Below are 12,738 nucleotides of genomic sequence, written 5' to 3' on the forward strand. Positions count from 1 at the left end.
GGCACGTGTTCGAGATCCGCGTCATCTGCACAAAGCCCGAGGCCCCCGACATCAGCAGGGCCCTGTCGGAGACGTTCGTCACTGGCCCGGTCCGCCAGCACCCCACCCGGGACGGCGACCGCGTCCGCCTGTACGTCACGGCCGAGCAGGCGGTGAACCGGTGGCCGGCGCCCGAGACCGCGTACGCCAAGGCTCCGAGCATCATCAGCGAGATCGGCTGGACCGCACGCGGCGTCCGTGAGTGCCTCCACGCCGTCCACGTCCGGGAGTTCTGGCTCCGCAAGGCCGCACTCCTGGACCGGATCGCCCTCACCGACGACGACCCCGTCCACGGCGACGCCGCGACCCTCGCCACCGAGGCCGCCCGCCGCCTCATCGACCTCGACGGCGCCCGCGCCCTGGACCACCCGGACAGCACCCGGCAGCCCCGCGGCTACGTCCGGCAGGAATACGCCACCTGGATCGGCAAGCAGTAGCTGTGCCCGGGGCGGTCGCCTCTCGCCAAAGACCGCGACCGCCCCGGTTCTCCACGCCCTTCGACAGAACTGGAGACCACCAGCATGACCCACACCACCGGCATCCGGCGATACGGCGATCCCGACCGCCCCTTACTGCTCGACCTGTTCTGCTGCGCCGGCGGCGCCGCCATGGGCTACCACCGTGCTGGATTCACGGTCGTAGGTATCGACGTCATCGACAGGTCCGACCACTACCCGTTCGCCTTCCGGCAGGGCGACGCCCTGAGCGTCCTCGCCGCCCTGATCGAGTCCGGCGAGATCACCTCCTACTCGGCCATCCACGCGTCCCCGCCCTGCCAGAACAAGTGCGCGCTGACCGTGGGCACCAACCGGGCCATGGGCTGGGGCGGCACCCATAAGGATCTCGTCGCGCCCACCCGCAAACTCCTCGACGCTTCCGGACTCCCGTACGTGATCGAGCAGCCCGATGGCAAGGCCGACGTCCGCAAGGACATCACCCTGTGCGGCGAAATGTTCGGCCTCGGCGTCCTACGCCACCGCAACTTCGAACTCGGCGGATGGAGCACCTCGAAGCCCCAGCACGTCCGGCACCGTGGCTACGTCCGTGGCTGGCGCCACGGCGTCTACCGCGACGGCCCTTACGTCGCTGCCTACGGATCCGGTGGCGGCAAGGCCACCATCCCCGAGATGCAGGCGGCGATGGGCATCACCTGGACCGACGTCCGTGAGGAGCTGACCGAAGCCATCCCGCCTGCCTACAGCGAATGGCTCGGCCTCGCTCTCCTCGCCCGGACACCGGTCGGGGCGGTGGCCGCGTGAACACCGTGACCGAGCTCCTCCAAACGGCGCTGCGGCTGGCTGAGCTGGGCCTGCCCGTCTTCCCTCTTCGGCAGGGCAAGCTCCCCTTCGGAAACTGCTCCGCCTGCGCCCGCTCGGCGTGCGGGGACCGGCCGCACATGAAGGCCGCCGGCGCCTGCCAGTGTCCGGCCCCCTGCCACGGCTGGGCGGCTGCCACCGCTGATCCCGCCGTCCTCTCCTCCAGGGCATGGGCCAGCGCCTGGCAGCAGGCCGGAGCGATTGCCTACCACCCTGGCGGGGCCGACCTCACCGTCGTGGACCTCGACAACCGCGAGGCCGTCCTCTGGGCTCGGCAGAACCTCCCCGCGACCAAGGCGGTCGCGACCACACGCGGGGAGCACTGGATCTACCAGGGCGCCATGGTCTCTGCCAACAGGGTCCTGCCGGGCGTCGACATCAAGTCCCGCATGCAGTACACCCGCTGGTACGGGCCCGGCACCGGCTCCATCGCGGTGCTGCCGGCCGCCGTCCGCGCTCTCACCGCAAGGGAAGAGACCACCCCGCCCCGGGCGAGGGTGGCCTCTTCGTCCGCCGGGCGCGCCAGGTGGGATCGGTCCGTCGCCACCGGATGCCGTCATACGGAGACCTTCGTCCGCACCGGCCTGGACCGGGGCCTGGCCAAGGTTGTTGCCTGTCGCGAGCAGGGCGCTGGCAGCCAGGCCTACGGCGTGGCACGGTTCCTCGCCGCGCAGCACACCGCGTGCCCGGGACCGTGCGGCCTGGGCACGCTCGCACAGCAGATCATCGACGCCGCCGTGTCGGTCGGCGTACCGCAGGCCTACGCCGAGCGCGCCGTCACCAACGGATTCGCCAACGCCGGGCTGGTGAGGGCGTCGTGACCATCGGCCCCACGCCCGCCGAACAGGCCTCGGCATCCGATCAGGGTGGGACGCCCAAGGTCGTCGCCCGTCAGGGCGTCCTTTCGGCCCTTCAGCGCTCTGAGCGATTCGCCGGTGACGCGGAGAGTCGCAGCTTGGAGGACCCGACGCCGGAGCGGCCCGGAATCCGGATCTACGCCGCACCCGTCTACCGCTCTCACTACGACGGCGCCCGCTGGTCCAAGCGCTACGCCAGCACCCCCACCGCGGTCTGCGCCTGCCGCTGTGGGCAGACCCGTACAGGCACCGGGCAGCGCTCCGTGGCAGCGCTGGTTGCCGAATACAACCAGCACCGCGAGACCTGCCCCCTGCTCACCGGCGCTTCGGAAGGGAGGGAGGCCGCATGAGCCTCGCCGAAGAGCTGCCCGCGCCGTCCAACCCGATGGCGGTTGCCCGCCGGATACTGCCCGGCTGGCAGGACGACGAACAGCGACTGCTGTGTCGTCGCTGGCGCGGGTCGTGGATGAGGTGGAACGGCACCTGCTGGCGGGAGCTGGACGAGCAGCAGATGCGCGCCGGCCTCTACACCCGGCTGGAGCACGCCACGTACACCGCCGGTCTCGACAAGGACGGCAACCCTGAGATCCGAGACTGGGCACCCACCAAAACGAAGCTAAGCAACCTGCTCGACGCCCTCGGCGCAATCACCCTGCTGCCGACGGATGTGGACCCGCCGTCTTGGACCGACCCCGACCAGCCGAACCCGGGCCCGACCGTCGCCTGCCGCAACGGCCTGCTGCGGATCCGCGACCGGTGCCTGCTGGAGCACGGGCCTGGCTTCTTCAATCTCGTCGCCGTCCCTTTCGACTACGACCCCGCCGCCACCGCGCCGAACTGGGAGGGCTTCCTCCGCAGGCTGTGGCCCGACGACCCGGCGTCGGTCGCGGCCCTGCAGGAGTGGTTCGGCTACGTCCTGTCCGGCCGGACCGACCAGCAGAAGATCCTGCTCATGAAGGGCCCGACCCGATCCGGCAAGGGCACCATCGCCCGGGTGATGAAGGAGCTGGTCGGCAAGGAGAACCTCGCCGGGCCGACCCTCTCGGGGTTGGGCACGAACTTCGGCCTGGCCTCGCTGATCGGCAAGCCGCTCGCAGTCATCTCCGATGCGCGCCTGTCGGGCAATGACAACGGAGTGGTGGAGCGACTGCTGACCATCTCCGGCGAGGACACCATCGACATCGATCGCAAATACCGCGAAGCCTGGACGGGCAAGCTGCCCACCCGGCTGATGATCCTCACGAACGAGCTGCCCAGCTTCGGGGACGCGTCCGGTGTGATCGCCCGCCGTTTCATCGTGCTGAGCATGACCGTGTCCTGGCTCGGCAAAGAGGACACCGGCCTGGACGGCAAGCTCGCCGCCGAGATGCCCGGCATCCTCAACTGGGCCCTGGAGGGGCTCGCCCGCCTGGAGCGGACCGGCCGGATCACACAACCTGCCTCCTCTCAGGAATCCATCACGATCATGCAGGACACCGCATCCCCCACCAGCGCGTTCGTCCGCGAGCGGTGCACCACGGGGCCCACCTGCCAGGTTCCGGTGGACACGCTGTGGGCCGTCTGGCGGGAGTGGGCCGAAGACAACGGGGTCAAGGCCATCGGCACCAAGCAGGTCTTCGGCCGCAACCTCCTCTCCGTCGTCCCCCAGCTCCACCGCACCCGCCCCCGCGACGCCTACGGGCAGCAGGTGCCCACATACACCGGCATCACCCTCAACAAGCCCGAACCGCATTAGCCAGAGACGTGACTCACTGCGACTCAAGCCCCCGAAATCCGGCTCTGAGTCGCAGTGAGTCGCGACTCAAAGCAATGTGACTCCGCCTTTCAGCCCCGGGACGCCAGGAGCCGACATGGCCAAGCCCCAGACCCCCGACCCGATCACCACGCTCAGGGCGGGACTCCCTGACAGGTACCTCACCCCCGACGACATCGCCGAGCTCTTCGACGTGCCCTTGGAGACCGTCTACGCCTGGCGCAAGAAGCGCACCGGCCCGCCCGGATTCCGGGTGGGCAAGCACGTCCGCTACGACCCCACCGCCGTGCACGCGTGGATCGCCGACCAGATGCGGGCGGACATCAGTCAGGCCGCCTGACATCCATCAGACCCCACGAGGGCGGGCCCACCTGGTCCCGCCCTTTCCCATTCCTTCTGGAAGGTTCCTCCTCAGTGGCAGGGCACATACAAGACCGCTGGTACAAGACGGAGAACGGCCCCGACGGCAAGTCCCGACGGGTCAAGACCGACCGCTACGGCAGCGGCATGCGCTACCGCGCGCGGTACATCGGGCCGGACGGTACGGAAAAATCGAAAAGCTTTCCCGACAAGCAGAAGCGTCTCGCCGACAAGTGGCTGGCGGAGATCGAGACGGACATGTCCCGGGGCCACTACATTGACCCGGCCGCCGGGCGGATCACGTTCCGGGCGTACGGAGAGAAGTGGCTCGCGTCGCTGACGACGGATGTGACCACTCGGTCGTCCGTCGAGGTGCAGATCCGCAAGCACGCGTTCCCGTACCTCGGCCCGCGGCCGCTCGATTCGTTCCGGCCTGAGCACATCCGGGACTGGCTCAGCGAGCTGGAGCAGGTCCTGCCGGTCTCCTCTTATCGGCGTGTCATCTTCGCGAGCGTCTCCGCCGTGCTCGCCGCCGCCGTAGATGACGAGCTGCTGGCGAAGAACCCGTGCAAGGCCCGTACGGTCCGGGCTCCCGCTCCGGTCCCTCCCCGGGTCAGGCCGTGGACGCCCGAGCGGCTCTTCGCGGTCCGGGCCGCGCTGCCGAAGCGGTACCAGGCCATGGCGGATGCCGGCGGGGGCCTGGGGCTCCGGCAGGGTGAGATCTTCGGTCTGCCGGATGATCCGGACGACTTCCGGGGTGACTGGCTCCGGGTGGCCAATCAGGTGAAGGTGGCAAAAGGGCACCTGGTCTTCGGTCCGCCCAAGCGGGAGAAAGAACGGGATGTGCCTATCCCCCACCGCATCGCGCAGGTGCTGCGGGAGCACCGCGAGGCCTTCCCGCCGGTGGACGTAACTCTGCCCTGGCTGAAGCCGGACGGGCCCCTCGTCACCAAGCGGCTGCTGTTCTCCCTCCCCGGCGGGGGCGCGGTGCGGCGCACCGACTTCAACACCCGCGTGTGGAAGTTCGCCCTCGTGCAGGCCGGCGTCATTCCGGAGCCGCGGCCGGGTGAGCGCCACCAGGCCGCGCGTGAGCACGGGATGCACGCGCTGCGGCACTTCTACGCGTCCGTGCTGCTGGACTCAGGGGAGAACATCAAGGCGCTGAGCACCTACCTCGGACACGGCGACCCCGGCTTCACGCTCCGGGTCTACACGCACCTGATGCCGAGCAGCCATGAGCGGGCCCTGAGGGCCGTGGACGACGTCTACAGGGCCGCCGATCCGGCGGCCGACGGCCCACAGACGGCCCAGGAGGGGTGAAGCGACTCCGGGCCGGCGGCTGAGTGCCGCTGGCCCGGAGGGTCGTAATGCTGGGGTACTGCCGCTGACCTGCGGTTACAGCACCGGGAGGTTCTTGCGGAGTTCGAAGGCCGTGACCTCCGAGCGGTACTCCTCCCACTCCTGCTTCTTGTTGCGGAGGAAGAAGTCGAAGACGTGTTCCCCGAGGGTCTCGGCGACCAGTTCGCTGCGTTCCATCAGGGAGATCGCCTCGCCCAGGTTCTGCGGGAGGGGTTCGATGCCCATCGCGCGGCGTTCGGCGTCGGAGAGGGCCCAGACGTCGTCGTCGGCGCCCGCCGGGAGTTCGTAGCCCTCCTCGATGCCCTTGAGGCCCGCCGCGAGGAGGACGGCGTACGTGAGGTAGGGGTTGGCGCCCGAGTCGATCGAGCGGACCTCGACCCGGGAGGAACCGGTCTTGCCCGGCTTGTACATCGGGACGCGGATCAGGGCCGAGCGGTTGTTGTGGCCCCAGCAGATGTACGAGGGGGCCTCGCCGCCGGAGCCGGCCGTGCGGGAGGAGCCGCCCCAGATGCGCTTGTAGGAGTTGACCCACTGGTTGGTGACCGCCGCCGTCTCCGCGGCGTGCCGCAGGAGGCCCGCGATGAAGGAGCGGCCGACCTTCGAGAGCTGGTACTCGGCGCCCGACTCGTAGAAGGCGTTGCGGTCGCCCTCGAAGAGGGAGAGGTGGGTGTGCATGCCGGAGCCCGGGTACTCGGAGAAGGGCTTCGGCATGAAGGTGGCCTGGACGCCCTGCTCCAGCGCGACCTGCTTCATGACCAGGCGGAACGTCATGATGTTGTCGGCCGTCGAGAGGGCGTCGGCGTAGCGGAGGTCGATCTCCTGCTGGCCCGGGGCGCCCTCGTGGTGGCTGAACTCGACCGAGATGCCCATGGATTCGAGCATGGTGATCGCCTGGCGGCGGAAGTCCATGCCGACGTTCTGCGGAGTGTGGTCGAAGTAGCCGGAGTTGTCCGCCGGGACCGGGCGGGTGCCGTCCAGCGGCTTGTCCTTCAGCAGGAAGAACTCGATCTCCGGGTGGGTGTAGAAGGTGAAGCCCAGGTCGGAGGTCTTGGCCAGGATGCGCTTGAGGACGTAGCGCGGGTCCGCGAAGGACGGGGAGCCGTCCGGCATGAGGATGTCGCAGAACATCCGGGCGGTCCCGGGGGCCTCGGCACGCCACGGCAGTATCTGGAACGTGCCCGGGTCCGGCTTGGCGATCATGTCGGACTCGTAGACGCGGGCGAAGCCCTCGATCGCGGAGCCGTCGAAGCCGATGCCCTCGTCGAAGGCCTGCTCCAGCTCGGCGGGAGCGACCGCGACGGACTTCAGGAAGCCCAGCACATCGGTGAACCACAGGCGCACGAAGCGGATGTCGCGCTCCTCGAGCGTCCGGAGGACGAATTCCTGCTGCTTGTCCATGCCTTCATCCTCGCAGTTCAGACGACCTGTGCACCACCGACCCGAGGGACGGGCGGCGCAGCCGGGCCCGTCCAGTATCCCTAGTGGTGGTTTCCGCCACATTACGCACCCCCCAAGGCCGATGGCACCCCCGCTCTGACCTCAGGCCCGTCATGAGCATTACCATCTGCGGCCATGGGGGGCTGGGAGAACACGCGGAGCGGGCGTCACGGGCGTCCCGCCCGTCGCGGTGTCCTCCTGCTGCTGCTCGCCCTCGGCGTGGCGGCCGGAATGGGGTTCCTGTGCGTGCGGGGCGCGGCGGCCGGCCAGGGCGCCGGGGCCGCCGAAGGGCCCGTACGGGCGCACGCCGCGAGCGGGCCGTACGCCGGGCACGCCGCGCACGGTCCGGCCGCCGGGCACGCCGCGCACGCCGCCTGCGTGTCCCCGTACGAGCTGCCGGGCTGCTCCCCGCTCTCCCACGTGACCCCGGCCGTGCTGCCCGCCCCGCCGCCCGCCGTCACCGCGGCGCGGCCCGGACCGGCGCCCCGCGCCCTTCCGGCGGCCACGGGGCCGGTACGGCCGCCGGGGACCCTCGCGCGCGCCCCCGACCTGCACGCCCTGCAAGTACTGCGGACCTGACGGACCCGGCGCGGTACACGGCACCACTGCACCACCCGACACCCCCCTCAGCAGAAGGAACCAGGGCACATGGCCAGCAGGACGTCCGACCAGAACTCCCGCCAGAACCGCATAGCCGAGATGCGCCGCGCCGAGAAGGCGCGCGACCGGCGCAACAAGATCATCGCGATCAGCGTCTCCACGGCGGTCGTCGCCGGGCTCATCGGCTTCGGCACGTGGGTGCTCATGGAGCAGAAGCAGAAGGACCGGGACGCGGAGGCGGCCCGCAAGGCGCCGGTGAACGGCGAGCAGACCTGGGACGCGAAGAAGCTCGGCCGCAACCACGTCGAGACCCCGGTCAAGTACGAGATGAACCCGCCCGTCGGCGGCGACCACAACCCCCGCTGGATGAACTGCAACGGCGACGTCTACAAGAACCCGGTCCCCGAGGTGAACGCCGTGCACTCGCTGGAGCACGGCGCGGTCTGGGTGACCTACAACGAGAAGGCCGCCAAGGCCGACGTCGACGCGCTCGCCGGGAAGGTGGGCAAGACCCCCTACACGCTGATGAGCCCCGACAAGGAGCAGGCGGGCGCGATCATGCTGAGCGCCTGGGGCAAGCAGCTGACCGTCGAGAAGGCGGACGACCCGCGGGTGGCGCAGTTCTTCACCAAGTACGTGCAGGGCCCGCAGACCCCCGAACCGGGCGCGGCCTGCACCAACGGGCTGGGCGAGAAGTGACCCGCAGCGCGACGAACCGTACCTACTGGGCCGCGGGCGCCGCGGTGGTCCTGGCCGCGCTGTTCGCGGTGGGGGCCACCTTCGCCACGGCGGACGGCCCGGACGACGCGGGCCCGTCGGGCGCGCGGACGCCGGCGCTTTACTCCCCCGACGCGGGCTTCGCCCGGGACATGGCCGTGCACCACCAGCAGGCGGTGGAGATGTCCTTCATCGTCCGCGACCGCACCCAGGACGAGCCGGTCCGCGGTCTCGCGTACGACATCGCCAACACCCAGGCCAACCAGCGCGGCATGCTGCTGGGCTGGCTGGACCTGTGGGGGCTGCCGAAGGTGGTGGCCGACGAGCCTCCGATGTCGTGGATGGAGTCGACGGAGTCCGCGGGGTCGACGGGATCGACGGGATCGACGGGATCGACGGGATCCATGGACTCGATGGGGTCCATGGGGCCGATGGGGTCCATGGGCCCGTCGGAGGGGCATGCGGGGCACGGCGGGCACGCCGCCAAGCCCGGCGCACTCATGCCCGGCATGGCCACCAAGGAGGAGCTCGACCGGCTCGGCAGCAGCAGCGGCCGGGACGCGGAGGTGCTCTACCTCCAGCTGATGACCGACCACCACAAGGGCGGCGTCGCCATGGCCCAGGGCTGCGCCAAGCAGTGCCGGACCCCGGCGGAGCGGGCGCTCGCCCAGGGCATGGTGGAGGCGCAGCAGTCGGAGCTGAAGCTGATGGCGGACATGCTCAGGCAGCGGGGGGCCGCGCCGCGCGAGTGAGGCGGCGGCCCGGCGGGAGCGGGGCCGACGCGTACCGGACCGCCCGCGCCACCTGGTGCGGGCGGTCCAGCATGACCAGGTGGCCCGCCGGCTCGGCCACCTCGAAGCGGGCGCCGAGCCGGTCGGCGAGGGCCGCCTGGCGGGCCAGCCAGCGCAGCCCGGCCCGGTCGCAGCCGCCGTCGTGCGCGACGAGGACGGTGGCGGGGGTCGGCAGGGGGTGGCGGGCGCGCAGGGCCAGCAGCTCGGCGGCGGTGTCGGGGTAGCGGGAGTTCTCCAGCAGGATCCCCCGCCAGACCCGGCCGGTGCGGTAGCAGCGGCGTACGAGGTCCCGCGCGGCCGGATCGTCGGCCCGGCCCCCGGCGCGGGAGGCCCGTACGGCGGCCCGGCGGGCTCCCGGCCCCAGCGCGGCCGGGAGCCCGGCGGCGGTGAGGGCCCGGCCGAGGGCGCGGGCGGCGCCGGTGCGCAGCGCGGCGGGCAGGAGCGTACGGGGGGCCTCCTCGACGCTGGAGTCGACCAGGACCAGCGCGGCGGTGCGCGCGGGGTGGAGGCGGGCGAAGGCCTCGGCGTGGAAACCGGCGAGGGAGTGCCCGACGACGGTGACCGGTTCCGCGACCCCGAGGGCGTCCAGCAGGCCGGCGATGCGGCGGGCCTCGCCGGCGGCGGTCGGCGGGGCGGTGGCGGGGGCGCTCAGGCCGTGGCCGGGGCGGTCGAAGCGGATGACGGTCCGGCCGGCCGCCACGAGCAGCGCGGCGACCTCGTCCCAGTCGAACCAGGCCATGGCGAGCCCGGCGCTCAGTACGACGGGAGGGCCGTCGCCGCCCGCCCCCTCGACGAGGGTGTGGAGGGCGGTTCCGTCCACCCGGACGAAGCGGCCGGGGGCGTCGGGTCGGGTCATGTGCGGTGCTCCTCGTGGACGGAGTACGCCAGCAGGCCGAGCCAGAGGGCCACGAGGAACACCTGGAGCCGCTGCCCGGCTCCCAGGGCCCAGGTGCCGTGCCCGGCGGTGAACAGGGAGATGGCCGTCAGGGTCCAGGCGGTGGCGAGCAGTTCCAGCACGACGAGGGCGGGCCCGTAGCGGGCGAGGGGGGCGAGGCGGCGGTAGCGGCGGGCGGCGACGGTGAGGGCCACTATCCCGACGAGCGCGCCGGTCATGGCGAGGCTGCTGCTGACGGCATGGGCCTGGTGGGTGGCCGGGACCAGGCCGGCCGTCTCGCGGGCGGCGCACTCGGGGTCGGCGGTCGGCCGGCAGCTGAGCGGCAGCCAGGCGTCGGCGGCGGTGGCCGCGCCGAAGAGAGTGACTCCGGCCCAGCCGGCGACGGCCCAGGGGCGGCGGGCCCGCGGGTACCGGACGAGGCGGACGAGGGCGAGCAGGCCGCCGAGGAAGACGAGCAGGCCGGCGGTGAAGTCGGTGGCGCGGAAGAGGCCGCCGAGGGGCTGGTCCTGGGCGGCGAGTTCGCTGACGTACGCCTCGATGGGGTCGAGGCCGGTGGAGAGGACGACTTCGAGCACCCACGCGGTGTAGGCGGCGGCGCCGAGGCCGACCAGTGCGGCGACGGACCCGGTACCGCTGTCGCTCTCGCTCTCGTTGCCGTCGGGGTCGGGGTCGGGGTCGGCTGGTGTACCCATGGAGTGAATGATCCTCAGCAGGTCCGGCGTGGGCGCGCGGCGCCGCGCGCGACGTCGCTGCTGGGGATCACCGGGGCCGTTCGGTGGGGTCCCTCACCCGGCTGAACGAGGCGGCGGCCCCCCGCGTTCCCCGCCGGGCGGACGGGATTCCGGCAGATCGGCCGATTTCCGCCGCCGCGGGGAGGGCGATGGCCGAATCCGGTTGGAGGGGGCGGGCCGCCGTGGCAGGCTGCCCGCATCTCCGTACGCCGCTCTTCGCAAGGACGCCGCCAGGTATGAGCACGCCGCCGACCCCGCCCGACCAGCCGACCGGACCCGAGGAGACGCCGATACCCGAGGCGGGGGCACCGTCCGGGCAGCCCCCGGCGGCCCACCCCGCCGATGCCCCCGCGGCCGCCCCCACCCGTCCGGCGCTCGACCGTCCCGCCGCCGCCCGGGCCGGATCGCCTGCGACGGATCCCCTGGCCGAAACCGCACGCCTGTCACCGGAGGAGACCCCGGCAGCGGACCCCGCCGCGGCTCCCGCACCGGAGGCGGAGCCCGCGGCCGAACCCGCTGCGGATCCCCTCGCCGAGACCACCCGGCTCTCACCGGAGCCGCCCCCGGCGGAAGACCCCGCCGAAACCGCGCGGCTGTCGCTCGACAAGACCCCGCCGGCCCCGGCGGAAGACCCCGCCGAGACCGCCCGGCTGTCGGTCGATGAGCCCGGCGTGCCGGCCGGGGAGCAGGACGGGGCGTCGGGCCCGGCGGAGGGTCTCGCCGGGGCCGCGCGGGTTTCGTTCGACAAGGCCGCGCCCGCGGCGGGGAGCGTGCCTCCGCCGCCGGCGGGACAGCCCGGGGCCGCCGGGGCGGCCCCGCAGGCGCACGACCCGTGGGCGACGCCGCAGCCCGCCGCCGCTGCCCCCGGGGCGTTCGCGCAGCCCGCCGCCGGCGGGCCCGGGGCGTTCGCGGCGCCCGGGTCCGGGCCGTTCGCGGGGCCCGCCGGGCCCGCGTACGGGGTGCCCGGGGGTTCCTGGGGGGCGCCCGCGCCCGGCGGGTATCCGGGGTACCCGGGATACCCCGGCGTGGCCGGGTACTACCCCGCCCCGCCGCCGCGGACCAACGGCCTGGCCGTGGCCGCGCTCGTCCTCGGGATCCTCTCCGTCCTCTTCGGGCCGATCCCGTTCCTCTTCTGGATCGGCACCTGCCTGGCCCTCACCGCCATCGGGCTCGGCGGCGGCGCACTGGGCCGCGCCCGCAAGGGTGCCGGGCGCAAGGCGATGTCCGTGGCCGGCGTGGTCCTCGGCGTCGTCGGCCTCGGGGCCTCCGTCGGCGGCTGGTTCCTGACCTCCGCCGTCCTCGACAAGGCCCGCGAGCGCATCGCGCACGAGCGGCTGGACGACCCCCAGTGGGGCGAGGACCCCGAGGACTGGGAGGACGAGCCCTTCCCCGCCCCCACCCCCTCCGCACCGCGCTTCTCGCTCCCGCCCAAGGCCCCCAAGGGACCGGGCATCAGCACGCCCGTCCCCTTCGGCCGGACGGTGTCGTACCCCGACGGCATCAAGGTGACCCTGGCGCCGCCGCGCAAGTACGTCAGCAAGGCCGACTGGATGGACGTGGGCAACGCCGTGGAGGTGTCCTTCACCATCACCAACGGCAGCGACAAGCCCCACAAGGTCATCTACGCCATGCCGGCGGTGAAGGACGACAAGGGCGGCTCCGCCAAGCTCGTCTTCGACGGCGACACCCCCAAGCGGATCGAGGGCGTGATCCAGCCCGGCCAGTCCGCGACCGGCGTCGCCGCGTTCGAGGTTCCCGAGGGGACGAAGAGCATCAGCGCCGAGCTCTCCCCCGGCATCCTGATGGACCCCGCGAAGTTCAGCGGACCCGTCGAATAGATCGCGCACGGCCCGTCGGACAGCGCGTCGGCAGCCGGCAGGAGA

General features: G+C 72.3%; 14 protein-coding genes. 11 read left to right on the plus strand and 3 right to left on the minus strand.

Annotation, left to right across the window (positions count from 1 at the left end; translation table 11 throughout):
• Window positions 1-5 precede the first annotated feature (5 nt).
• From AB0469_RS20265 to AB0469_RS20295, 7 genes are all read left to right on the plus strand, one after another.
• Entirely contained in the window at window positions 6-476 is a 471-nt protein-coding gene (locus AB0469_RS20265) for a hypothetical protein (protein WP_366452777.1), read from the plus strand.
• Window positions 477-560: 84 nt separating this feature from the next.
• The gene (locus tag AB0469_RS20270) at window positions 561-1,298 is read left to right on the plus strand and encodes a DNA methylase (RefSeq protein ID WP_366452778.1); all 738 of its coding nucleotides are present in this window, start codon (window positions 561-563) and stop codon (window positions 1,296-1,298) included.
• Window positions 1,295-2,176, plus strand: a complete 882-nt coding sequence (locus tag AB0469_RS20275; RefSeq protein WP_366452779.1) for a bifunctional DNA primase/polymerase — start codon at window positions 1,295-1,297, stop codon at window positions 2,174-2,176. The genes AB0469_RS20270 and AB0469_RS20275 overlap by 4 nt, the downstream gene beginning before the upstream one ends.
• Window positions 2,173-2,562 (plus strand): hypothetical protein, encoded by a 390-nt coding sequence (locus tag AB0469_RS20280; protein WP_366452780.1) that lies wholly within the window; start codon window positions 2,173-2,175, stop codon window positions 2,560-2,562. Before AB0469_RS20275 ends, AB0469_RS20280 begins: the two co-directional genes overlap by 4 nt.
• Window positions 2,559-3,947 (plus strand): phage/plasmid primase, P4 family, encoded by a 1,389-nt coding sequence (locus AB0469_RS20285; RefSeq protein ID WP_366452781.1) that lies wholly within the window; start codon window positions 2,559-2,561, stop codon window positions 3,945-3,947. The genes AB0469_RS20280 and AB0469_RS20285 overlap by 4 nt, the downstream gene beginning before the upstream one ends.
• 115 nt (window positions 3,948-4,062) lie before the next feature.
• The gene (locus tag AB0469_RS20290; protein WP_045946748.1) at window positions 4,063-4,305 is read left to right on the plus strand and encodes a helix-turn-helix domain-containing protein; all 243 of its coding nucleotides are present in this window, start codon (window positions 4,063-4,065) and stop codon (window positions 4,303-4,305) included.
• Between the two features lie 74 nt (window positions 4,306-4,379).
• A complete protein-coding gene (locus AB0469_RS20295) occupies window positions 4,380-5,645 on the plus strand; it encodes a site-specific integrase (RefSeq protein ID WP_366452782.1) in 1,266 nt (421 codons plus the stop codon).
• Between the two features lie 75 nt (window positions 5,646-5,720).
• On the opposite strand, the gene AB0469_RS20300 is transcribed toward AB0469_RS20295, so the two are convergent.
• Window positions 5,721-7,082 (minus strand): glutamine synthetase family protein, encoded by a 1,362-nt coding sequence (locus tag AB0469_RS20300; RefSeq protein WP_007263785.1) that lies wholly within the window; start codon window positions 7,080-7,082, stop codon window positions 5,721-5,723.
• A gap of 174 nt (window positions 7,083-7,256) precedes the next feature.
• Here AB0469_RS20300 and AB0469_RS20305 point away from each other — a divergent pair, with 174 nt between their 5' ends.
• From AB0469_RS20305 to AB0469_RS20315, 3 genes are all read left to right on the plus strand, one after another.
• Window positions 7,257-7,700 (plus strand): hypothetical protein, encoded by a 444-nt coding sequence (locus AB0469_RS20305; RefSeq protein ID WP_366452783.1) that lies wholly within the window; start codon window positions 7,257-7,259, stop codon window positions 7,698-7,700.
• A gap of 69 nt (window positions 7,701-7,769) precedes the next feature.
• Complete coding sequence (locus AB0469_RS20310; RefSeq protein ID WP_366452784.1) at window positions 7,770-8,420, plus strand: DUF3105 domain-containing protein; 651 nt, start codon at window positions 7,770-7,772, stop codon at window positions 8,418-8,420.
• Entirely contained in the window at window positions 8,417-9,190 is a 774-nt protein-coding gene (locus tag AB0469_RS20315) for a DUF305 domain-containing protein (protein ID WP_366452785.1), read from the plus strand. The genes AB0469_RS20310 and AB0469_RS20315 overlap by 4 nt, the downstream gene beginning before the upstream one ends.
• On the opposite strand, the gene AB0469_RS20320 is transcribed toward AB0469_RS20315, so the two are convergent.
• Window positions 9,159-10,085 carry an alpha/beta hydrolase gene (locus AB0469_RS20320; protein ID WP_366452786.1) on the minus strand — a complete coding sequence of 309 codons (927 nt, stop codon included), beginning with the start codon at window positions 10,083-10,085 and terminating at the stop codon, window positions 9,159-9,161. The two genes, AB0469_RS20315 and AB0469_RS20320, sit on opposite strands and share 32 nt — an antisense overlap.
• Window positions 10,082-10,816, minus strand: a complete 735-nt coding sequence (locus AB0469_RS20325) for a DUF998 domain-containing protein (protein ID WP_366452787.1) — start codon at window positions 10,814-10,816, stop codon at window positions 10,082-10,084. Before AB0469_RS20325 ends, AB0469_RS20320 begins: the two co-directional genes overlap by 4 nt.
• A 275-nt stretch (window positions 10,817-11,091) precedes the next feature.
• On the opposite strand from AB0469_RS20325, the gene AB0469_RS20330 reads away from it, so the two are divergent.
• Entirely contained in the window at window positions 11,092-12,693 is a 1,602-nt protein-coding gene (locus AB0469_RS20330; RefSeq protein ID WP_366452788.1) for a DUF4352 domain-containing protein, read from the plus strand.
• Window positions 12,694-12,738 lie beyond the last annotated feature (45 nt).

It is taken from the genome of Streptomyces sp. NPDC093801 (genome assembly GCF_040701585.1).
In the GTDB taxonomy this organism is placed as follows: domain Bacteria; phylum Actinomycetota; class Actinomycetes; order Streptomycetales; family Streptomycetaceae; genus Streptomyces.